At 72.5% G+C, this 21,648-nt stretch carries 20 protein-coding genes and 1 pseudogene; 8 read left to right on the forward strand and 13 right to left on the reverse strand.

What is annotated here, in order from left to right; all coding sequences use genetic code 11:
- Window positions 1-55: 55 nt before the first annotated feature.
- A complete protein-coding gene (locus ACFY3N_RS01205; protein WP_390814563.1) occupies window positions 56-1,537 on the forward strand; it encodes an alpha/beta hydrolase in 1,482 nt (493 codons plus the stop codon).
- Between the two features lie 71 nt (window positions 1,538-1,608).
- On the opposite strand, the gene moeZ is transcribed toward ACFY3N_RS01205, so the two are convergent.
- The 7 genes and pseudogenes from moeZ to ACFY3N_RS01240 form a co-directional block, all read right to left on the reverse strand.
- Window positions 1,609-2,787 carry an adenylyltransferase/sulfurtransferase MoeZ gene (moeZ, locus tag ACFY3N_RS01210; RefSeq protein ID WP_030835051.1) on the reverse strand — a complete coding sequence of 393 codons (1,179 nt, stop codon included), beginning with the start codon at window positions 2,785-2,787 and terminating at the stop codon, window positions 1,609-1,611.
- Between the two features lie 63 nt (window positions 2,788-2,850).
- Window positions 2,851-3,186: pseudogene (locus ACFY3N_RS01215) on the reverse strand (phage tail protein); the annotation flags it as partial.
- A gap of 50 nt (window positions 3,187-3,236) precedes the next feature.
- Window positions 3,237-4,253: an NAD-dependent epimerase/dehydratase family protein gene (locus ACFY3N_RS01220; protein WP_390814564.1), complete on the reverse strand. Its 1,017-nt coding sequence runs from the start codon at window positions 4,251-4,253 to the stop codon at window positions 3,237-3,239.
- Window positions 4,254-4,434: 181 nt separating this feature from the next.
- The gene (locus ACFY3N_RS01225; RefSeq protein WP_390814565.1) at window positions 4,435-5,559 is read right to left on the reverse strand and encodes a hypothetical protein; all 1,125 of its coding nucleotides are present in this window, start codon (window positions 5,557-5,559) and stop codon (window positions 4,435-4,437) included.
- Window positions 5,556-7,232, reverse strand: a complete 1,677-nt coding sequence (locus ACFY3N_RS01230) for a DUF3492 domain-containing protein (protein ID WP_390814566.1) — start codon at window positions 7,230-7,232, stop codon at window positions 5,556-5,558. The genes ACFY3N_RS01225 and ACFY3N_RS01230 overlap by 4 nt, the downstream gene beginning before the upstream one ends.
- A gap of 172 nt (window positions 7,233-7,404) precedes the next feature.
- Window positions 7,405-8,868 carry a DUF3152 domain-containing protein gene (locus ACFY3N_RS01235; protein WP_390814567.1) on the reverse strand — a complete coding sequence of 488 codons (1,464 nt, stop codon included), beginning with the start codon at window positions 8,866-8,868 and terminating at the stop codon, window positions 7,405-7,407.
- 8 nt (window positions 8,869-8,876) lie between these two features.
- The gene (locus ACFY3N_RS01240; protein ID WP_390814568.1) at window positions 8,877-9,932 is read right to left on the reverse strand and encodes an alpha/beta fold hydrolase; all 1,056 of its coding nucleotides are present in this window, start codon (window positions 9,930-9,932) and stop codon (window positions 8,877-8,879) included.
- A gap of 247 nt (window positions 9,933-10,179) precedes the next feature.
- Between ACFY3N_RS01240 and ACFY3N_RS01245 the strand changes: the two genes are divergently transcribed.
- From ACFY3N_RS01245 to ACFY3N_RS01260, 4 genes are all read left to right on the forward strand, one after another.
- Window positions 10,180-10,407 carry a hypothetical protein gene (locus ACFY3N_RS01245; protein WP_390814569.1) on the forward strand — a complete coding sequence of 76 codons (228 nt, stop codon included), beginning with the start codon at window positions 10,180-10,182 and terminating at the stop codon, window positions 10,405-10,407.
- Between the two features lie 199 nt (window positions 10,408-10,606).
- Window positions 10,607-11,251 carry a TetR/AcrR family transcriptional regulator gene (locus ACFY3N_RS01250; RefSeq protein WP_030834589.1) on the forward strand — a complete coding sequence of 215 codons (645 nt, stop codon included), beginning with the start codon at window positions 10,607-10,609 and terminating at the stop codon, window positions 11,249-11,251.
- 153 nt (window positions 11,252-11,404) lie between these two features.
- Complete coding sequence (locus tag ACFY3N_RS01255; RefSeq protein ID WP_019522837.1) at window positions 11,405-11,632, forward strand: DUF3107 domain-containing protein; 228 nt, start codon at window positions 11,405-11,407, stop codon at window positions 11,630-11,632.
- A 178-nt stretch (window positions 11,633-11,810) separates the two neighbouring features.
- Window positions 11,811-12,080: a hypothetical protein gene (locus ACFY3N_RS01260; RefSeq protein ID WP_390814570.1), complete on the forward strand. Its 270-nt coding sequence runs from the start codon at window positions 11,811-11,813 to the stop codon at window positions 12,078-12,080.
- A gap of 140 nt (window positions 12,081-12,220) precedes the next feature.
- Here ACFY3N_RS01260 and ACFY3N_RS01265 read toward each other — a convergent pair whose 3' ends face one another.
- The gene (locus tag ACFY3N_RS01265; RefSeq protein ID WP_390814571.1) at window positions 12,221-12,976 is read right to left on the reverse strand and encodes a ferritin-like domain-containing protein; all 756 of its coding nucleotides are present in this window, start codon (window positions 12,974-12,976) and stop codon (window positions 12,221-12,223) included.
- Between the two features lie 480 nt (window positions 12,977-13,456).
- Here ACFY3N_RS01265 and ACFY3N_RS01270 point away from each other — a divergent pair, with 480 nt between their 5' ends.
- Window positions 13,457-16,057: a DEAD/DEAH box helicase gene (locus ACFY3N_RS01270; protein WP_390814572.1), complete on the forward strand. Its 2,601-nt coding sequence runs from the start codon at window positions 13,457-13,459 to the stop codon at window positions 16,055-16,057.
- Window positions 16,058-16,133: 76 nt separating this feature from the next.
- Complete coding sequence (locus ACFY3N_RS01275) at window positions 16,134-17,018, forward strand: alpha/beta fold hydrolase (protein WP_390814573.1); 885 nt, start codon at window positions 16,134-16,136, stop codon at window positions 17,016-17,018.
- Between the two features lie 6 nt (window positions 17,019-17,024).
- On the opposite strand, the gene ACFY3N_RS01280 is transcribed toward ACFY3N_RS01275, so the two are convergent.
- On the reverse strand, window positions 17,025-17,918 hold the full coding sequence (locus tag ACFY3N_RS01280) for an NYN domain-containing protein (RefSeq protein WP_390814574.1): 894 nt from the start codon (window positions 17,916-17,918) through the stop codon (window positions 17,025-17,027).
- A 229-nt stretch (window positions 17,919-18,147) separates the two neighbouring features.
- Between ACFY3N_RS01280 and ACFY3N_RS01285 the strand changes: the two genes are divergently transcribed.
- The gene (locus ACFY3N_RS01285) at window positions 18,148-18,300 is read left to right on the forward strand and encodes a hypothetical protein (RefSeq protein WP_106979586.1); all 153 of its coding nucleotides are present in this window, start codon (window positions 18,148-18,150) and stop codon (window positions 18,298-18,300) included.
- Between the two features lie 109 nt (window positions 18,301-18,409).
- Here the strand turns inward: ACFY3N_RS01285 and ACFY3N_RS01290 are convergent, their stop codons facing one another.
- The 4 genes from ACFY3N_RS01290 to ACFY3N_RS01305 form a co-directional block, all read right to left on the reverse strand.
- On the reverse strand, window positions 18,410-19,015 hold the full coding sequence (locus ACFY3N_RS01290; protein ID WP_390814575.1) for a MarC family protein: 606 nt from the start codon (window positions 19,013-19,015) through the stop codon (window positions 18,410-18,412).
- Between the two features lie 51 nt (window positions 19,016-19,066).
- Window positions 19,067-19,924 carry a PHP domain-containing protein gene (locus ACFY3N_RS01295; RefSeq protein WP_390814576.1) on the reverse strand — a complete coding sequence of 286 codons (858 nt, stop codon included), beginning with the start codon at window positions 19,922-19,924 and terminating at the stop codon, window positions 19,067-19,069.
- Window positions 19,925-20,042: 118 nt separating this feature from the next.
- Window positions 20,043-20,684 (reverse strand): DUF6758 family protein, encoded by a 642-nt coding sequence (locus ACFY3N_RS01300; RefSeq protein ID WP_390814577.1) that lies wholly within the window; start codon window positions 20,682-20,684, stop codon window positions 20,043-20,045.
- A gap of 155 nt (window positions 20,685-20,839) precedes the next feature.
- Complete coding sequence (locus ACFY3N_RS01305) at window positions 20,840-21,424, reverse strand: suppressor of fused domain protein (RefSeq protein WP_390814578.1); 585 nt, start codon at window positions 21,422-21,424, stop codon at window positions 20,840-20,842.
- Window positions 21,425-21,648: the final 224 nt, after the last annotated feature.

Consider the following 21,648-nt stretch of genomic DNA (forward strand, 5'->3'; position numbering starts at 1 on the left):
GGCTCGACCGCCATCCGTGGCGCATGCGGACGGCCAGCGAGGGGGGAAGTGGCACATGACCCGTTTCACACGGTGGGCGGCCCTGACGGTCGCCGCCGCGCTGCTGACGGCCGGCTGCGGCGTCGGCGGCTCCGGCGACGACGGCAAGAGCCGCGGGACGCTCGACTGGGGGCGCTGCAAGGCCTCAGGGGACACCCCCGCACCGGGCGGGGAGTGGCAGTGCGCCACCCTCCGGGTGCCGCTGGACTGGTCGGAGCCGGACGGCTCCACGATCGGGCTCGCCCTGATCCGGGCCAAGGCCACGGGTGACGACCGCCTCGGCTCACTGCTGTTCAACTTCGGCGGTCCGGGCGGGTCCGGCGTGTCGATGATGCCGTCCTACGCCGCCACGGCCTCCGAACTGCGCGAGCGGTACGACCTGGTGAGCTGGGACCCGCGCGGGGTCGCCGCCAGCGAGGGCATCCGCTGCCGCGACGACAGGAGCATCCAGGCCGCCGAGTCGTCGGTGGACGGCACCCCGGACACACCGGCCGAGGAGCGGACCTTCCTCCAGGACGCCACCGACTTCGGCAAGGGTTGCCAGGAGGCCGCCGGGAAGCTGATGGCCCACGTCTCGACCACCGACACCGCTCGCGACATGGACCGCATCCGGCAGGCCCTCGGCGACGACCGGCTGAACTACTTCGGCATCTCCTACGGCACCGAGCTGGGCGGTGTCTACGCCCATCTCTTCCCGGAGAAGGTGGGGCGGATGACGCTCGACGCGGTGGTCGATCCGAGCGCCGACACCGTGGGCCACGCCAAGAACCAGACCCGGGGCTTCCAGACGGCCCTCGACAACTACCTGAAGTCCACCGGGCGGAGCCCCGAGCGGGGTTCGCGGGAGATCGCGGAGCTGCTGGAGCGGATCGACGCCGACCCGCTGCCGACGTCGTCGTCCGGGCGCGAGCTGACGCAGACGCTGGCACTGACCGGCATCGTCCTGCCGTTGTACAGCAAGACCAGCTGGCCGACGCTGACCAGTGCGCTGGAGGCGGCCGAGGAGGGCGACGGCACGGAGCTGCTGGCGCTGGCCGACGGCTACAACGAACGCGACGCCTCGGGGCGGTACGGCACGGCGACCCACTCGCAGCGGGTCATATCGTGCCTGGACGACAAGCAGCGGCCGACCCCGGAGGAGACGAAGAAGCTGCTGCCCGAGTTCGAGGAGATCTCGCCCGTCTTCGGGTCCTTCCTCGGCTGGGACACGGCCGGCTGGTGTCACGACTGGCCGGTTCCCGGTCAGTTCGACACCCCGGAGGTGAGCGCGCCGGGCGCGGCGCCGGTCCTGGTCGTGGGCAACACCGGCGACCCGGCCACCCCGTACGAGGGTGCCCGGAAGATGGCGGACGAACTCGGCGAGGGTGTCGGTGTGGTGCTCACCTGGAAGGGCGAGGGCCATGGCGCGTACGGCAGCGGGAGCGACTGCGTCGACTCCACGGTGGACGCGTATCTGCTGGACGGCACGGTGCCCGAGGACGGCAAGACCTGCTCATGACGACGGCCGGGGCTCCGTGCACTCGTGGTGCCCGGAGCCCCCGCGTCGGCTCGTGTTCGTGCCGGGTTCGGTCAGTAGACCGGCTTCTCCGGCTCGATCTGGTTGACCCAGCCGATCACGCCGCCGCCCACGTGGACGGCGTCGGCGAAGCCCGCGGACTTCAGGACGGCGAGGACTTCCGCACTGCGGACACCCGTCTTGCAGTTCAAGACGATCTTCTTGTCCTGCGGCAGGCTCTCCAGGGCGTTGCCCATGAGGAACTCGTTCTTGGGGATCAGGCGGGCGCCCGGGATGGACACGATCTCGAACTCGTTCGGCTCGCGGACGTCGATGAGCTCGATGCTCTCGCCGTCGTCGATCCACTCCTTGAGCTGCTTGGGAGTGATCGTGGAGTCGGCGGCCGCCGCCTGGGCCTCCTCGGACACGACGCCGCAGAAGGCCTCGTAGTCGATGAGTTCGGTGACGGTCGGGTTGTCGCCGCAGATCGCGCAGTCGGGGTCCTTGCGGACCTTGACCTGGCGGTACTGCATCTCCAGGGCGTCGTAGATCATGAGCCGGCCGACCAGCGGCTCGCCGATGCCGGCGAGCAGCTTGATCGCCTCGTTGGCCTGGATGGAGCCGATGGACGCGCACAGCACGCCCAGGACGCCGCCCTCGGCGCAGGAGGGGACCATGCCGGGCGGCGGGGGCTCCGGGTAGAGGCAGCGGTAGCAGGGGCCGTGCTCGGACCAGAAGACCGACGCCTGGCCGTCGAAACGGTAGATCGAGCCCCATACGTACGGCTTGTTCAGCAGCACGCAGGCGTCGTTGACCAGGTAACGGGTCGCGAAGTTGTCCGTGCCGTCGACGATCAGGTCGTACTGGCTGAACAGGTCCATCACGTTGTCGGCCTCGAGCCGCTCCTCGTGCAGGACCACGTTCACGTACGGGTTGATGCCCTTGATCGTGTCACGCGCGGACTCGGCCTTGGGGCGGCCGATGTCGGACTGGCTGTGGATGATCTGGCGCTGCAGGTTCGACTCGTCGACCTCGTCGAACTCCACGATGCCGAGCGTGCCCACGCCCGCCGCGGCCATGTACATCAGACCCGGCGAACCCAGGCCGCCGGCGCCGACAAAGAGCACCTTGGCGTTCTTCAGCCGCTTCTGCCCGTCCATGCCCACGTCGGGGATGATCAGGTGGCGGGAGTACCTGCGGACCTCGTCTACGGTGAGCTCGGGGGCCGGCTCGACCAGGGGTGGCAGCGACACGGGGACTCCGTTGGTCGGTCAATCACTACGGTTGTTCTTCGCCTAACAGTGCCATGGCCTTTTTCATTCCGAGACACCCGTTCCGATACGCGAGACGATGTCGTCCCAGTAGCCGGGCAGCGGCTCCCGGGGAGCGGTGCGGGCGCGGTGCCCCGTGTGGTGGGGGTGGTCCGTGAAGTAGATCGTCGCGGCACCCTGCCGGCGGGCGATGCGCAGGGCCTCGTCCAGGTGTGGGCGGGGCACTCCGCGCACGAAGTGGCAGAAGCGTTCGGGCGGGCGGTCGGCGGTCCACTCCGCCACCTGCGACCAGCGGTAGTCGTTCCACGGGCCGGAGAAGGTGACCAGCTGGTCGGCGTGTTCGGCGCATCCCGGATGCGGGTGGGTGCCGTGGCCGGGGACGCCGAAGCCCGTGCGGACGCCGGTGCTCGCCGTACCGGCTCTGACACTGGTCAGATACGGCATGCCGCCTCCATCCAGATGTCGGCGAGGGACTCCTCGAGGTTGATCCGGGGGCGCCAGCCGAGGCGGTCGCGAGCGGTGCGGACGTCGGCCTGCTGCCAGCTGCCGCAGCCGTCGGGGTACGGGAGGGCGACGGAGGTGGCGGGGTGGTGGTCGAGGTCGGGGCGGGGGTGGCCGATCGTGGTGCGGAGGGGGGTGGCGGAGTGGGGTGCGTGGGCGGGGTGGGACATGTGCGGTGGGTGCAGGCCTGGGGAGGGCTCCAGTTCGTTGAGGGTGCCGCCGTAGCCGGCCACCCTGGCGAGGATCCCGGCGGCGTCGCGGAGGCGGACGGCGCGGCCCGAACCGATGTTGATGACGCCCTGCGCGGCGGAGAGGGAGGCGGCGTGGACGGCGCGGGCCACGTCGCGGACGTCGACGAAGTCCCGCTGTGCGCCGAGGCCGCCGAGCTTCAGCTCGCTGTCGCCGGACTGCATGGCACGGCGCATCGCCTCGGCGAGGCGGCCGAGGGGGGAGCCGGCGGGGGTGCCGGGGCCGACGGGGGAGAAGACCCGGAGGACCACGGCGTCCAGGCCGGAGCCGAGGACCAGCTCGGTGGCGGCGAGTTTGCTGACGCCGTAGGGGCCGCCGGGGCGGGGGACGGCGTCCTCCGCCGTGGACGAGCCGGGCTGGCTGGGGCCGTACTCCGCACCGCAGCCGATCTGTACGAGCCGTGCGCCGCAGCCGCTGCGGCGGATGGCCTCGCAGACGGTGGCCACGGCGACGGTGTTGTGCCGGGTGAGTTCGCGGGCGCCGCCTCTCGTGGTGCCGGCGCAGTTGACGACCACGCCGGGGTGGACGGCGTCGAGGAACCGGGTGAGGGCGCCGGGGCTGCCGGTGGCGAGGTCGAAGCGGACATCGGCGTCGTCGCCGCGGCCGAGAGCGGTGAGCTGGACGGCGGGGTCGGCGAGGAGGCGGTCGGCCACGAAGCGGCCGATGTAGCCGTTGGCTCCGATCAGGAGGACTCTCATCGGGCGGCTCCTTCGGCGTCCGGGGTAGTCATGCGGGGTTCTCCTTCGGGTGGGTGTGCGGGGCTCGTGCCTGCGGGGCAGCCGGGAGTGGGGGCGGCGCGCCGGGTCACACCGGCGCGGGGCGGCTCGTACGGCGCCGGGCCGCGTGGGCTTGGCCCTGTCCACGTCAACGCGCGCAACTTCACCGTCGCGGCTCCGGGGGGATGTGCGCCGAGGCTCGGGCGAGTTTGCGGGAGGCGTGGATCAGGAGGATCAACGCGGCTGCCCCACAGGTGAGGGTGGGGAGGGCGGCAGGGCTCCAGGCCGTGCTCAGGGTCTGGACCGGTGTGGCCAGGGCGTCGCAGCCGGGCAGTCGGGCGGCGAAGAGCGTGGCCAGGGCCGTCAGCTGGGCGATGGCCGTGAGCGCGAGGATCACCCTCGGCGCGTAAGTGAAGCCGTGGATCGTGAGGAGGCGGGCCAGGAAGAGAAGGCCGCCCAGGGCGAGCGTCGGGGGCAGGGCGAGGGGCTCGTCGAGGAGCGTGGACGTCGCCGTGAGCAGAACGGCCACCGCCCCCAGGAACAGGGCGGACACGCCGATGAGCACGGGGCGTACGGAAGCCGAGAAGTCCTCCAGGCCACGGCTCGACGCCAGCCTGCGGCGGACCCGGGCGGCGAAGAGGCGGGCCGTCCAGGCGGCGGGCGCGCAGGACAGGGCGAGTGCCACGACCGGGGCGACGGTGAGCGGCCAGTCCCCCTCGGCCGTGCCGTCGGGCAGACCGTCGGGGCCGCCGGTGACTGCCGTACCGAGCAGGCCGTCGCCCAGGAGGGCGTAGCCGAGGAGCCAGCAGTTCCAGGACGCCGTGGTGGAGCGGGGCGGGATGTCGGCCCGGGCGCTCAGCGGGCCCCGGCGCAGTGCCGCGCGCAGGGCGAGGGTGACGGCCAGGATGCCGGTGGCCGCCGCGCAGAGGCGGATCTGGCCGTGGGTGAGGCGCAGGACGATCACCGTCGCCACGCACAGGGCGCCGGGAAGCAGGGTGAGGACGGTCCAGTCGGCGCGTGCCCTCGGCCCCGTGGCGGCCGGGACGGGCTGAGGGGGCGCGTCGTCCCGGGGGACCCTGGCGTAGAGCTCCTCCGCGAGGGAGAAGACGTCGCGGTGGCGGAAGCGGGCGGCGGTTCGGTCGGTGATGCCGTGGGCCTCCAGGCCCGCCGCGATCTCCAGGGGGTTCACCGCCCTTTCGCACAGGGCGCGGTGGCGGTGCAGCAGTGCCTTGACCGGGTCGGCCGCGCCGGGCGGAGTGCTGCGGTTCAGTTCGCCGAGGTCGGTCATCGGGCTGTCTCCGTCGCGGGTACCGGGGTGTCCATGGCCCACGTGGGGGCGGAGCGGGGGGCGGGGTCGGTCCAGTGGTCGGGGACGTGGGCCTCGGCGGGGACGGCGAAGGGCAGGAGGTCGCCGGTGTCGTGGAGGAGGGGGCGGCGGACCGGTGTGCGCGCGACGATCTCCAGGTAGATGCCGTGGAAGGCCGAGATGTTCTGGTCGACGGTGAACAACTCGAGTGCGCGGGCGCGCGCGGCGGCACCGAGGCGTACGCGGCGCTCGGGGTCGCGCAGCAGGGAGACGCACGCCTTGGCGAGCGCCTGCGGATTGCGCGGCGGTACGACGAGACCGGTGCCGCCGACGGCCTCCACGACCGCGCCGACGTCCGTGGAGACCGTCGCACGCCCGCAGAGCATCGCCTCGACGAGACCGGCCGGGAAGCCCTCGACGACGCTGGAGAGAACGGTCACGGCGGCCGAGGCGTACGCGTCCGCGGAGGTGGCCAGGCCCGGGCCGCCGATCTCCTCGAAGGACACCGGGTTGACGCCCACGGAGTGCGGGCCCTCGGCCTCGTCCGGGAAGAGGTGCGCGGCCAGTGCCTCGCAGTGGCCGAGGTAGGCGACGCCCTCCGGGTCCGACGGACCGCCGATGATCCGCAGCCGGGTCCTCGGTTCCTCCTTGTGGATCTCCGCGAAGGCGTGCAACAGCGAGACCAGGTCCTTGGCGGGCTCCACGCGGCCGATCCAGACGAGGGTGTGCGGGTCCGCGCTCTCCGGGGACTCCCCCGCCTCGGCGAAGGGCGCGGCGTCCATGCCGGGGTACACCGTGCGGAGCTTCGCCCGATCGGCGCCGCAGCGCTCCTGCCAGCGGCGGGCGTGCGTGTTGCCCGGTGTGATGAACGCGGCCCGGCGGTAGGTCTCGGCGGCGAGTCCGCCGTGGAAGGCGGCGAGCAGGGAACGGACCGCGGGTGAGGCGTCCGGGCGGGTGAGGTAGTGCGTCCGCAGGCGTACGCCGTACTCGGTGACGAGGAGGGGGATGCCGAAGAAGTGGTGGGCGAGCAGGCCCGGAAGAGCGGCCGGCCCGCCGGCGGTGGCGTGGCACAGGTCCACCGCGCCCAGCCCGTCCTCCCCGTACCAGTCGGGCGAGAGGGGGCGCAGGGCGCGCTCCAGGTGTGCGGCGACGGCCAGCAGATCGGGTACGCGGGCCTCACGCGCCGTACGCAGGGCGCCGGGCGCACGACAGGCACGCTCCAGGGCGCGTACGGCCGTCTCGGAGCGGAGCGCGGCCACCAGACCGCCCTCGTCACGGGCGAGTTCGGCGAGTCCCAGGAGAGCGGTGGCGAAACGGTCCGCCTCGGGTGTCGCGGGCTGCGGGCCGGGGGTGGTGGGGTCCGTCCGGGCGCAGAGGGCGGCGGCCAGTTCGCCGTAGTGCTCCGAGAAGCGCCGGCGTGCGCGGCGGCCGTACACCACCCCGTCGTCCTCGGCCGTCCACAGCGGCGCGGTGCGGACCCGGCCGACCTGGGGCGGCAGCGGGACCCAGCCCGCGTCCTCCTGGGCTTCACCGGTGCTGAACGCGTAGACGTCGAACTCGTGTCGGCCGAGTCCGCGCACCAAGCGGTCGCACCAGAGCCCGCCCTCACCGCCCGCGTACGGATAACCGCCCTCCGTAAGCAGTCCGATGCGCACGTGTGCACCCCCGATCTCCCGTGTGGGGAGCCGCCGTTGGTCCGGCGGCTCACAGCGGGACGAACGTATGCGGACAAGGGGGTGGCGTGACGGACGGTTGTCCATCACACCACCAAAAGGGGTGAACGGGCGTAACCTTCCCGCGCGAGGCGCGTTTCGCCGCGCTAGGCGGTCAGCTCTTCGGGTACGGCCATGCGTTCGGGCGGCAGCTGATCCCGTCGTGGTCGAGGAACTTGGTCTGCTGCTGCATGACCGGGGCCAGGTCGCCGTCCTTGTCACAGGTGACGTGGTTGAAGCCCAGGCGGTGGCCGACCTCGTGGTTGATCAGCATCTGGCGATAGGAGTGGATCTCGTCGCCGTAGGTGTCCGCTCCCTGTGCCCAGCGGTCCGCGTTGATCATCACGCGCTCGGTGGCCGCCGAGTCGCAGGAGACGTTGTCCACGGTGGTGTCCAGGCCGGACTTGGCGCACCAGTCGGCGGTCGTGTCGGGGCCGGCGAGAGTGATCACGAAATCGACCTCGCCGGAGTAGACGCGCTCGAAGGTGCGTGCGCCGTTGTGCGCCCAGCTGCGGTTGTCGTTGAGCGTCCTCTGGACCGCTTCGGCGAAGAGCTCGCCGTCGAGGCCGAGCCCCTGCTCCACGTCCACGCGGTAGGTGACCTTCTCACCCTTGCCCGGAGCCTTGTCGATGCCGGGGATCGCGTCGAACTTCCCCGTACCCCCGCGCGCGGCGCCCAGCGGGTACTTCTCGTCCATCTTCTGTTCGTACGTCAGCGGTTCGGCGCTGGGTACGGAGGGCGTCTCCCGGCCGTCCCCGCGCGAGGCGGGGTCCCGGACGTCACGTGCCTGCTCGCCGGTGGCCTGCGTCCGCACGCCGGTGGTGTCGCGTTCGTCGGTGACCTGCCCGGCCACGACGACGGCCAGCACCGTGGTGACGGCGGCGGCCGCGATCCCGGTGAACGCCCGCCCCTTGCCGCCCCTGGCCGGCGCGGGCTCCCCGGTCGGCGGGGCGTCGTCGTCACCGGGGTCGGCGGGGACTTTGGCGGCCGGGGCGGCGCTCCAGTCGGTGACGGCGGCGTAGGGGTCCGCGGGGCCCGGCGGGCGGGACGCGGAGGCGGACGTGCGCGGGGAGGAGCGGTCGGCGTCCTCGCCGAAGGCGTCGAGGTAGTCCTGGCGTGGTCCTCCGGGGGGCGCCTGCCGCTGTCGCGGGAGGGGCCCATCCGGCCCCGTCGGCACGCCGTACCCGGCCCCGGCCGCCGTACGGCCGTCCAACGTCCCCCAGCCGCCACCGGGTTCCCGCTGCTCGGGATGCCCGCCACGGGTCCGGGGAAGGCCACGAGGAGGTGTTCCATCGGGCAGCCGGGGAACCCCATGGGCAGGTGTTCCATCGGGCAGCCGGGGGAAGCCGTGCGCGGGCGTTCCGTCCGGCAGGCGCGGTACGCCGTGCGCGGGCGTCCCGTCCGGGAAGCGCGGCGCTCCGCCGGCCGGTGTCCCGTGTCCCGCCGTTCCGTACGCCGGAGGAGTCCCGTACTCCTGGGCTCCCCCCACGGGTCCCCGCCGCGGACGGCCGTCCCGTGCGGCGCTTTTGTCCGCGGTGTCGCCCTTCTGGGCGGGTCCACGGCGGCTGTGGCGTCCCACGTCGCGCCTCAGCCCCTCGTGTTCTCGGCGGTGGTCCCCCCACCGGTGTCGGCGGGCGGTCCCGGAGCGCCTCGCGCGCCCGGCTCACCAGTATCCCCCTGATCCGTCGAATCCGTTGCATCCGCGAGGAGTTCACGGAAGGCGAGGGCCACCGTCCCGGGGTACTCCATCATCGCGACGTGCCCGGCGTCCGGGATCGTCACCAGCCGGCAGTCCCGGAAGGCGCGCGCCGACCGCTGGGCCATGCGGAAGCCGACGAGCCGGTCCCGGCCGCCGTAGACGAGCAGGGTCGGCGCGAGCACCCGCTCGGCCTGGCGCCACAGTCCCTGCTGGCCACCCAGCAGATAGGAGCTGACGAGCCCCCGCGCGGAGCGCGCCATCGCGTCCCAGAAGTACGGCAGCCGCAGCCGCCGCTCCATCTCCTGCACGGCGTGGCGGAACCCCTCCGCCGACACCCGCGCGGGGTCGCCGTAGCAGAGCTGCATCACGCCCCGGACGCGCTGTTCCGCCGTCCACTCACGGGTGATCCGGGTGAACAGCAATGCGACTCCGGGCACCGCCAGCAGTCCCGTGGGGACGGCGGTGCGCTGCACCCGCAGTTCCGGCAGGGCCGGTGACACGAGCGTGAGGGTGCGGACCAGGTCGGGCCGTACGGCGGCGACACGGGTGGCGACCGCGCCGCCGAGCGAGTTGCCGAAGAGGTGCACCGGGCCGCGGCCGGCCGCGTCGAGATAACGGATCACCGCGCGCGCGTGCGCGGTGATGGAGTAGTCGCCGTCGTCCGGGGGCGGGGAGTCGCCGAAGCCCGGCAGGTCGACGGCCTCGCTGTCGACGACGTCGTCCAGCAGTGGCATGAGCGCCGACCAGTTCAGCGAGGAACCGCCGAGCCCGTGGATGTGGAGAGCGGGCGGCAGTCCCTCCCGCGCGGCGGGCCGCGACCGGACCGACAGCGTGATCCCGGGCAGCTCCACCGACCTGAGCCGTTCACCCTCCGCGACCCTGACCCCCGCCACCTCGGGAAGCACGTTTGCGGGCGGCACGGACGGCAGCTCGGTCGAAGACATGCGGCAATGTTACGAGACGATCACGCGGCGATTCATGTGTTCGCCGTCACAAGCCGTCACCGGGAGAGCGGGCTCCGGACCGCCACCGGGGGCGGGTCCGGGCGTGCGCTCCCCGTCACGTACCGGTCGCGGATCGCATAGCGTCCGATTCGGGTGTCTCCTAGGCTCGTAGGGAGGGCACCCGCACCATCGCCCCCGCGGTCTTCGGGGGCGTTCGCAGCAGACGTTCGCAGGAAGGGAGCCCGGCATGGCCGTAGATCCGACCGACCCCGAGACGTTCGTGGAGGACGAGGACGCCCACGAGGGCGAGGAGTTCGACGTCGAGGCGCCCGAGGTCGACGCGGCCGAGCAGCACGCGGAGGTGAGGCCGGACCGCGACGACCCGCTGACCGCCGTCGATCCCGACCGCGCCAACGAGGCGGACCTGGTCGAGCAGGCCAGGATCGTCTCCCTCGACGAGGACGACTACCGGTGACGAGCGCACCGAAAGGGACCGTCGTCGAGCAGTGAGGAGGAAACTTCTTGCCCGCTCTGACAGCTTTTGAAACCGTCCGTATGGCTTTCACCGCCGTCCGGTCCGTGAAATTCTGCGCTCTCACCGCGCACACCACGATTACCGAAAAGTACGATGGCGGCGCGGCTCACACCGCACGTGGACGACAATGGGAGGCGGCGTGACAGCCATCGAGCAGACAGACGCGGTACGCCCGAGGGGTACACGCCTGCCACGCCGTGCCCGACGGAACCAGCTGCTGGGAGCCGCCCAGGAGGTCTTCGTCGCGCAGGGCTACCACGCGGCCGCGATGGACGACATCGCGGAGCGCGCGGGCGTCAGCAAGCCGGTGCTCTACCAGCACTTCCCGGGCAAGCTCGATCTGTACCTCGCCCTGCTGGACCAGCACTGCGAGGCCCTGATCCAGTCGGTGCGCCACGCGCTGGCGTCGACGTCGGACAACAAGCAGCGCGTGCGGGCGACCATGGACGCCTACTTCGCGTACGTCGAGGACGACGGCGGCGCCTTCCGCCTGGTCTTCGAGTCCGACCTGACCAACGAGCCCGCCGTGCGCGAGCGCGTCGACAAGGTGACCAACGAGTGCGCGGAGGCGATCTGCGACGTGATCGCCGAGGACACCGGTCTGTCGCGGGCGGAGTCGATGCTGCTCGCCTCGGGGCTCGGCGGTCTCGCCCAGGTGGTGGCGCGGTCCTGGCTGCACAGCGACCGCAGCGTGCCGCGCGATCAGGCGGTGCAGCTGCTGGCCTCACTGGCCTGGCGGGGCATCGCCGGATTCCCGCTGCACGGCAACGAACAGCACCACTGAGGAGGGCGGGCGGGCCCCGGCCGCCGTTTGTTCCCGGCGGCTGTTCGCTCCTGGCGTTGCCGGGCGCAGCGTGTGCGTCCCCTCACCGGGCTAATGTGTGCTGGTACGGCGCGGAAGGTCGCGCACTTCACTGACCGTCGGAGGGACATAGCCGTGGAGGTCAAGATCGGCGTGCAGCACGCGCCCCGCGAGATCGTTCTGGAGAGCGGTCAGAGCGCCGAGGAGGTCGAGCGCGTGGTGGCCGAGGCGCTGGCCGGGAAGTCGCAGCTGCTGAGCCTCGTGGACGAGCACGGCCGCAAGATCCTGGTCCCGGCCGACCGTCTCGCCTACGTCGAGATCGGTGAGCCGGCCCCGCGCAAGGTGGGCTTCGGCGCGCTGTAGGCGCGACCGGCAGTCGAGCGGTCGTGTGAGGGGGCCCGCGGTTCGATACCGTCGGGCCCCTCACGCGTTCACGGACGGCGCACGGGTCCTTCACAGGGGAGGATTGGATTTCGCAGGTCAGGGGTAGGACGGGCTACGACCGATGTGAGCAGGCCGGCCATGTGGGAGGGACCCCGACATGCTCTTGGAAGCGCTCAGCTCCGCGATCCTCGGCCTGGCTCTGGCGTGGGCGGCCGCCCGCCGTCTGCCGCATCGTCTCCCCGCCCGCGCCCTGGTGCTGCCGACCGGTGTGGCCGGAGCGCTGTTCGGCGCCTTCCTGATGAACACCGCGCTGGACGCCGGCAACCTGCTGACGATCCTGCTCGGCGCGGTGATCGTGTCCGTGGCGTCCCTGTCGCTGCTGCTGCGCCCGGCGGGAAGACTGCGCCGCCGGTCGGCGACCGCGTGACCGGCCGCCGCTGGCGGCGCCGTTCGTGACCCGGTCCCCGGTCGCCCGTCCGGCGGATCACGCCGCGGACGCCGGGCCGCCGCCGACCCGGCGCCGTCGGTCTCCTCCGACGCGACGCGCCGGGCGGGCCCCGGCCGCCCTCAGGCCGCCAGGCCCAGTGCCGCCATGCGCTTGGTGTGTGCCTCGGTGATCCGGGAGAACATCCTGCCGACCTCGGCGAGGTCGAACCCGTCCGCGACGCCGCCCACGAGCATGGTCGACAGCGCGTCCCGCTCGGCGACGACCCGCTGGGACTGCGACAGCGCCTCGCCCATCAGCCGCCGCGCCCACAGCGCGAGCCGTCCGCCCACGCGCGGGTCCGCGTCGATCGCGGCGCGCACCTTCTCGACGGCGAAACCACCGTGGCCGGTGTCGTCGAGCACGGCCAGCACCAGGGCGCGCGTGTCGGAGTCCAGGCGGGCCGCGACCTCGCGGTAGAAGTCGCTGGCGATGGAGTCGCCGACGTACGCCTTGACCAGCCCCTCCAGCCAGTCGGAGGGCGCCGTCTGCTTGTGGAAACCGTCGTACGCGGCGACGAACGGCTCCATCGCGAGCGTCGGCTCCTCGCCGATGCCGGCGAGCCGGTCGCGCAGCCGCTCGAAGTGGTGGAACTCGGCCGAGGCCATCTTCGCCAGCTCCGCCTTGTCCGCCAGCGTGGGCGCCAGCTTGGCGTCCTCCGCGAGCCGCTCGAACGCCGCCAGCTCGCCGTACGCGAGCGCGCCGAGCAGATCCACGACAGCGGCGCGGTACTGGGGGTCGGCGGAGGCGGCCGCCCAGTCCATGGCGGCGACGCCGGTGGGTCCGGCGGAGGTGTCGGGGGTGTCCGCGGCGTTGTCAGGCTTGTCAGAGCTCGTCATGAAGCGCACAATAGCCCGCTCGGCACGCCCCGGAAGGATCCGCTCGATCAGTGTGACGACGGCTACGTGACCAAATCGGCCATGGCGTGTGCGCGAATCCGGGGTATGGTGGTAATGCGCCTGCTGAGCACTCTGACGTACTCGACAGGCCGCATGTATGAGGATGCCCGGTCGGAGGCCCGATCGGCTCCGACCCGACAGCCCTCCTTGCCGTACACCACGTTGTGTGCGGATTCCGGAGGGGAACCCTCAGCGGTACGAGCGCTCGAGCGTCGGCAGTGGTCCCGTGCCCTACGGCATCGCCCGTAAGGCGGCCGACGTCCCCGGCACGGTTTCTGCACGACCCCCGCGCTCGCCTCGCACCGCGCACACAGAAGAGGCAGCACCCTGACTACGACGTTCCGAGAGCTCGGGATCCTCCCCGAGACCGCCGAGGCCCTGGAAGCCGTCGGCATCATCACCCCCTTCCCCATCCAGGAGATGACGCTCCCCGTGGCCCTGTCGGGCACGGATGTCATCGGCCAGGCCAAGACCGGCACCGGAAAGACGCTCGGCTTCGGCCTTCCGCTCCTCGAGCGCGTCACCGTGCCCGCGGACGTCGAGGCCGGCCGCGCGAAGCCCGAGGACCTCACCGACGCGCCGCAGGCGCTGGTCGTCGTCCCCACGCGCGAACTGTGCACGCAGGTCACGAACGATCTGCTCACCGCCGGCAAGGTGCGCAATGTGCGCGTCACCGCGATCTACGGCGGCCGGGCCTACGAGCCGCAGGTCGAGGCGCTGAAGAAGGGCGTCGACGTGGTCGTCGGCACCCCGGGCCGGCTGCTCGACCTCGCCGGGCAGAAGAAGCTCGACCTCAAGCACGTGAAGGCCCTCGTCCTCGACGAGGCCGACGAGATGCTCGACCTCGGCTTCCTGCCCGACGTCGAGAAGATCATCAACTTCCTTCCGGTCAGGCGCCAGACCATGCTGTTCTCGGCCACCATGCCGGGCGCGGTCATCGGCCTGGCCCGGCGCTACATGTCGCAGCCGACGCACATCCGCGCCACCGCGCCGGACGACGAGGGCGCGACGGTCGCGAACACCACGCAGTTCGTCTACCGCGCGCACAACATGGACAAGCCCGAGATGGTCGCGCGGATACTGCAGGCCGACGGCCGGGGTCTGGCCATGGTCTTCTGCCGCACCAAGCGCACCGCCGCCGATCTCGCCGACCAGCTCAAGCAGCGCGGCTTCGCCTCCGGCGCGGTCCACGGCGACCTCGGCCAGGGCGCCCGCGAGCAGGCGCTGCGCGCGTTCCGCAACGGCAAGGTGGACGTGCTCGTCTGCACCGACGTCGCCGCCCGCGGCATCGACGTCGAGGGCGTGACGCACGTCATCAACTACCAGTCCCCCGAGGACGAGAAGACGTATCTGCACCGCATCGGCCGCACCGGCCGCGCGGGTGCGAAGGGTACGGCGATCACGCTGGTCGACTGGGACGACATCCCGCGCTGGCAGCTGATCAACAAGGCGCTGGACCTGGGCTTCGGCGACCCGCCGGAGACGTACTCCACCTCCCCGCACCTGTTCTCGGACCTCGGCATTCCCGAGGGCACCAAGGGCATCCTGCCGCGCTCGGAGCGTACGCGCGCCGGGCTGGACGCGGAGGAGCTGGAGGACCTTGGCGAGCCGGGCGGGCGTGGACCGCGGGGGCGTGACGGCCGGGGCGGGCGGGGCGGGCGCGACGGTTCCCGTTCCGCGGAGCGCGAGACCTCGACCCGTACGCCGCGCCGCCGTCGCCGTACACGTGGTGGTGCGGTGCTGGACGGAGCGGCGGAGCAGCCCGTGAGCCCGGCCGCCGAGGGCGCCGGTGAGGCGGAGGCCGACACGGCCGCCCGTACCCCGCGCCGCCGTCGCCGTACGCGCGGCGGGGTCCCGGCCGGGGCCACGACCGCGGTGGAGGCGGCGGAGTCCGCCGTCGACACGGCGGAGGGCACGACGGCGGAGGCCGTCGAGGCACCCGCGAGGCCGCGCCGCCGCCGGACCCGCCGGGGCGCGGCGGACACGGCGACGGCCGTCGCCACCCCGGTGGCCGAGGAGACCCCGGTGGCCGAGGAGACCCCGGTGGTCGAGGAGACCCCGGTGACCGTGGCGGCCCCGGTCGCCCCGGTGGTCGCGGAGCCCGAGGCTCCGGTCACCGAACCGCGCCGCCGCACCCGCAAGACCGCGGCCACCGCGGCGGTGGACACGGTGGAGGCGACCACCGAGCCGGCCGAGGCGACGGAGACCAAGCCCCGCCGCACCCGCAAGACCGCGGCCAAGGCCGAAGCCACGCTCGACACCGCCGACGGCACCACCGAGCAGACCGAGGCGGCGGAGGCAACGGAGACCAAGCCCCGCCGCACGCGGAAGACGGCGGTCAAGAAGGCCGAGAGCGTCGCCGACGCGGTCGAGGGTGGTGCCGAGGCGGTCGAGGAGGTCAAGCCGCGCCGCACGCGGAAGACCGCCGCCAAGAAGGCCGAGCCCGCCGTCGACACCGCCGAAGGCACCACCGGACCGGCCGAGGCGACCGAGACCAAGCCCCGCCGCACCCGCAAGACCGCCGCCAAGGCCGAAACCACGCTCGACACCGCCGAAGGCACCACCGAGCAGACCGAGGCGGCGGAGGCGACGGAGACCAAGCCCCGCCGCACGCGGAAGACCACCGCCAAAAAGGCCGAGGCCGCCGTCGACACCGCCGAAGCCGTCGAGGCCAAGCCGCGTCGCCGGACCCGCAAGGCCGCCGAGTCGGAGTCGGCCGTCACCGTCGACATTCCGGCGCAGACGGTTCCGGAGGCCGAGGCTGCGGAGACCAAGCCGCGCCGCACGCGGAAGACCGCCGCCAAGAAGGCCGAGGCCGCCGTCGACACCGCCGAAGCCGTCGAGGCCAAGCCGCGTCGCCGGACCCGCAAGGCCGCCGAGATCCCGGCGCAGGCCGCGGACGAGGCGGAGCCCAAGGTCCGCCGCACCCGCAAGGCCGCGGCCTCGGCTGAGCCGGAGCCGGAGGCGAAGCCCCGGCGGACCCGCAGGACGGCAGCCGCCGCGGAGTCCGCGGAAGGCTGACGCAGCGAACCGGCGGCCCGGTCCCCCACCCGTGGGGCCGGGCCGCCGGCGTGTCCGCACCCGTTACCCTCACCCCGTGACCAGCCACTCCCCCTCCGCCCCGCCCTCCGGCACCCGCTCCCGCCGACTCCGCACCTCACGCGGGGAGTTCGCCGTCGTGGACGTGCCACCGGCCGCCGGAGTCACGGTGCGGGGGGTCGCGTTGCTGCTGCCCGGATACACCGGCAGCAAGGAGGACTTCACGCTGGTGCACGAGCCGCTCGCCGCGCGCGGCTACCGCACCGTCGCCGTGGACGGGCGGGGCCAGTACGAGTCGGACGGACCCGCGAACGACGAATCCGCTTACGCGCAGGACGAGTTGGCGCGGGACGTCCTCGCCCAGGCGAACGCGGTCGGCGCCCCCGTGCACCTCGTCGGGCATTCGCTCGGCGGCCAGATCGCCCGTGCCGCCGTCCTCCTCGACCGCTCCCCCTTCCGCTCGCTCACGCTGGTCTCCTCCGGCCCCGCACGGATCTCCGTCTCCCAGGAACAGCGCGTGAAACTGCTGCGGGACGCGCTCGCGGTGATGTCGATGGCGGAGTGCTGGGAGGCGATCCTGGCCATGGGCCCACCCGAGGAGGTGGGCGGTCCGGCGCGCGGGCCCGGCGGCCAGGAGCACCTGCGGCGCCGCTGGCTGAGCACCAGGCCCGCGCAACTACTGGCCACCGGAAGGCAGTTGTGCGTGGAGCCGGACCGGGTCGCGGAACTGGCCGCCATATCCCTGCCGTTCCACGTCCTTTCGGGGGCACGCGACGACACCTGGCCGGTGCCGGACCTCGACGAGATGGCCCTCCGCCTGGAGGCGCACCGCACCGTCGTCGACGGGGCCGAGCACTCCCCCGCCGTCGACCGTCCCGCGCCGACCGCCCGCGCCCTCGCCGACTTCTGGGACGGGCTCGCGGTCACCCCTCGGTACCGCTAGTGCCGTTCAGTACTGCGCCTGCAAGTGGTCCCAGAAACCGTCGCGCAGGGCACGCCGCAGGTCCGCCTGGCCGCGCAGGGAGTACTGCAGCAGCCCCTCCGCCTCCACCAGCAGGTCCTGGTCGACGGATCCGGGCAGATAGGGGTGGCCGGGAAGCAGTTCCACCAGCGTGTCCCGGCCCCGTGCGACCAGCCACTTCGCGGCGATCTGCGCGCCGACGAACCGGACGTCCTCGCGGGTGGGCCGGCCCGTCGCGGGCTCGTACGCCGATGCCGTGCGCCGGGAGACGTACGGCTTGAAGAAGTCCAGGTCGAGCGTGCGCTGGCTGTCGACCTCCCAGAGCAGCGGCTCGGCCTGGTTGCGGCCCTCGGACGCCTCGATGCCCCAGAGGTGGACCCGGGCGCCGTACCCCTGGGCCGCCTCGACCGCCGAGACGAGGTCCTCGTCGCCGCCGAGCAGGGCCGCGTCGCTGATGGCGCGGTGCCGTGCCAGTGACTCCAGGTCGCTGCGGATCAGGGAGTCGACGCCCTTCTGCTGGTTGTTGGCGTTGAGGTTGCCGAGGCGGACCTTGACGTCCGGGAGCTCGGCGATGGACTGCTGCTCGGCGGTGTGGATGCGGCGCCTGGCCCCGTCGTACCAGTAGACCCGCAGCAGCCTGCTGTCCGCGAAGACGGTGCGGGCGCGGTCGATGAGCGCGTCGATGAGTCCCTCGGCGTCGAGGTCGAAGGCCCGGCGGTCCTCCGTACCGGCCACGAGCCGCCCCGCGGCGGCGTACAGGTAACCCGCGTCGACGAAGATGGCGTGCGTCGAGGGCGTCTTCGCCACCTCGGCGAGCATGCGCTGGAGCAGCTCGTTGGTGCGGTCGATACGGGCGTGCAGAGCCGCGAGGTCTTCGTTCATCACCTCCATTGTCCCGGTGGTCACGCTATGAACACAACCGGTCCCGTTCGGTCTCCTTCGAAACTCTTACCGGTCAGTATTTAGTCGATCGAAAAATTTCCTTAGCGTAGGGAATGTTTGTATCGCGCAAGGCGTTGGACTCGTCATGGAACCGGGGCCCGAGTGGCCCGTGGGCCACCCACCGAGTAGTTCTCCTCCAGGAGGATGACCAGACGAAGGGAGAAGCCCCATGCGCTTCGAAATCATGCGACTCGACGACGTCGACGGCACACCCGTGGACACCACCGTCGTGGACGCCGCCTCCGTCAACCGCATCGTTCAGCAGGCCGCCGCCATCGGACAGCGCCTGTGGATCCGCCCGGCCGACACACCGGCCTCATAACGCGCAGCACGCGGGAGACCGGCCGCACGGGCCGGGTGCTCCAGCACGTACGCCCCGGAGCCCCCGCACCGACCACCGGTGCGGGGGCTCCGCACGTCCGGCGCCGGGGTCAGCCGCCCCGGACCACCTGGGTGACGCCGTTGATGATCTGCTGCACGGCGATCGCGGAGAGCATCATGCCGGCCAGGCGCGTCACCAGCACCACGCCGCCGTCCTTGATGACCCGGATGATCAGCAGCGAGTACCGCATCACCAGCCACAGCACGACATGGATGGCGAGGATCGCCGACCACACCGAGACCTGCCCGGTGAAGCCGTCGGCCTTCTGCACGGCGAGGATGACCGAGACGATCGCACCGGGCCCCGCCAGCAGCGGCATGCCCAGCGGGACCAGCGCCACATTGACGTCCTTGGTCTGCTGGGGCTCGTCGGTCTTGCCGGTGAGCAGGTCCAGCGCGATCAGCAGGAGCAGCAGCCCGCCCGCGATCATCAGCGCGGGCACCGACACGTGCAGGTAGTCGAGGATCCGGTGGCCGAGCAGCCCGAAGACGGTGATCACACCACCGGCCACGCAGACGGCCTGGAAGGCCATCCGCTTCTGCATCTTCGCCGGCCGGCCGGCGGTCAGGGCGAGGAAGATCGGGGTGATCCCGGGGGGATCCATGATGACAAAAAGGGTCAGGAAGAGAGAACCGAAAACGGCGACGTCGAGCATGACAGCCTTGCGGAGAAACGAGTGGGGAAAGGTGCGGAGAGGAGCGGAGCCTCAGGCTCCGCCGGTCCCCGGCACCGGGAACGCCCCGGTCGCGCGCCGCGTGATCTCGCCGTACACCTCGGGGTCCGTCGTGAACTCGCCGAGGACGCAGGTCTTGCGGCTGCCGTGGTAGTCGCTGGAGCCGGTCACCAGGAGCCCCAGTTCCTTGGCGAGGCCGCGCAGCCGCGCCCGCGTCTCCGGGTCGTGGTCCATGTGGTCGACCTCGATGCCGTCGAGGCCGGCCCCGGCCAGCTCGGCGATCGCGGACTCCGGCACGGTCCTGCCCCGCTTGCTCGCGGCGGGGTGCGCGAAGACGGCGACCCCGCCCGCGTTCTTGACCAGCCGCAGGGCCTCGAAGGGGTCGGTCTCGTGCTTCTCCACGTGGGCCCGGCCCCCGTCGGCCAGCCATTCCGGGGTGAAGGCGTCACCCACCGTGGGCACGACGCCCAGCTCGACCAACGCGCTGGCCACGTGGGGGCGGCCCACCGAGCCGTCGCCGGCGATCCGCGCGACCTGCTCCCAGGTGACCGGCACGCCCAGGGCGTTCAGCTTGGCGATCATGCCCCGGGCCCGCGGCACCCGGTCGTCCCGGACCAGCTCGCGCTCGGCGAGCAGCGCGGGCTCCTCGGGGTCGAAGAGGTAGGCCAGCATGTGCATGCTGACGCCGTCGAGCCGGCAGGAGAGTTCCGCGCCGGGGACCAGCGTGAGTCCCGCGGGGAGGTCGGAGAGCGCCTCGGCGTGTCCGCGGGTGGTGTCGTGGTCGGTCAGCGCGACGACGTCGAGACCGGCGGCGGCCGCCTTGCGGACCAGCTCGGCCGGCGTGTCCGTACCGTCGGACGCGGTGGAGTGGGTGTGCAGGTCGATGCGCACGACGCATTACTCCAAGCGGTGACGGGCGGACGGGGACGCTCCAGGATAACCGGATTTTCACACGCCCCTGTCACACCCGAAACCGCTGTGCGCCCCCTACCGGCCCGCTGTACGGCGCCTATGCCTCCAGCAGGCGCGGTGACAGCGCGCCGCAGGGCACCAGCTCCACCTCGGCCCCCACGTCCCGCAGGTCGGCGAGGACCAGTTCGTCGTACATCAGCATCCCGGACTGCTCCGGCCACACCACCGCCCACAGCCACATCCCGAGCGCCTCGCCCGCGAAGACGGCGCGGTCGTCCGGCGTCTTGGCGACGTGCCAGAGCGGAGTCGGGCGGCCGGCGGCCAGCACCTTGGCCTCGGGCGGCTTCTCGATGTTCATGTACGGCCCCGGGTCCGGTCCGTCGACGCCCGCGTACCGCGCGCCGAGGCCCACGCCGAGCTCCTCGGCGACCAGGATGAGCTCCCCCATGCCGCCGAGCGGTCCCGGCCCGGTGCACGCGACGGCGGTCGCCCGGCCCCCGCTGCGGTCGTCGCCCGCGCTGGCCACGCCCGTGAACAGCCAGCCCACCGGCAGCGGCCACGGCATCCACACCGGCACCCTCGTGCGGTGCACGACGACTTCGAGGGCTTCGACGCTCGGTGGTATCACGGGCTGCAGCGGGTGCACCGTGCCGTGCACGGCACACTGCCAGGCATCCGAGAAGAGGCCGGGAGCCCTGACCCGGCCACCACACTTCGGGCAACTGGGTTCGCCCCTCATAGGGCCCCACGGTCCTACCCCTGCCGCGCCACGTCAAGGACGATCACCCGGCCGGCGCACGCGTCCTCCGGAATGAACGGACCACCGCGCGTGACCGTCCGGCCCGGCGGCCGCGCCGCGGACCGCCCGTCGAGCGATGAGTTCGAGCCACTGACTCAGGTCAACGGCACGGACGTCCGGGACGGGTCCCGCAGGTCCGTGCCCTGGTCCAGCCAGCGCTCCTGGAGGGCCTGGGCGCCGTGCACCCGCTTCCAGGCGGCCTCGTTCGGGGTCATCGGCAGCAGCGGCAGGAACCGTACGGGGTCCAGGGGCCCGTCGAGCTCCAGGTCCTCCACCAGGCCGCCCGGCTCGGCGACCAGCACCGAGGTGAACGGGGCGCCGGGCCACAGCGGTTCGCCCACGTCCAGCGAGGCTCCGGGGGCCACGACCACGCCCTCGACCTGCGGGGACGCGGCCAGCACGGCGAGCGGGCGGAGGACCTTGTCGGTGTCGGCGAGACCGCCGCGGACGGACAGCACCAGCTCGACACGCGGGCCCTGGACCGGGTCCGCGATCACCGCCGTGGGATCGGTCATGGGCTGCGCGGACATGCCGAGCGTGGCGTAGCGCACGATGTCGCCCTCGTGGAAGCGCAGCACCTCGATGCGGTCGGTGCCGAGGAAGGTGACCGCGGCGCGGGCGTCCGGTTCGCCCAGTGCCGTACGCAACCGGGCCTCGACCAGAGGAAGAACATCAGCCATGCGGCGAGCATAGAACTCGTCAGTACCGGGCAAAGCAGAGCCTTGACATGTCAGTCGGCTGATACGCTTGCCCGGTGTTTCGGGCAGCACGCAGAAGCGTCCCTATCGTCCCGAACGCCGCGTGACACTCCCCATTCAGGGAGGGAATCCCCCGAGGGGATTGTGGATCGTCCCTTACGGGGGACCGGCCGGAGGAGGTGGGGCTGGCATGGACCGAAGTCGAC

The organism is Streptomyces sp. NPDC000348, from assembly GCF_042898795.1.
GTDB lineage: Bacteria > Actinomycetota > Actinomycetes > Streptomycetales > Streptomycetaceae > Streptomyces.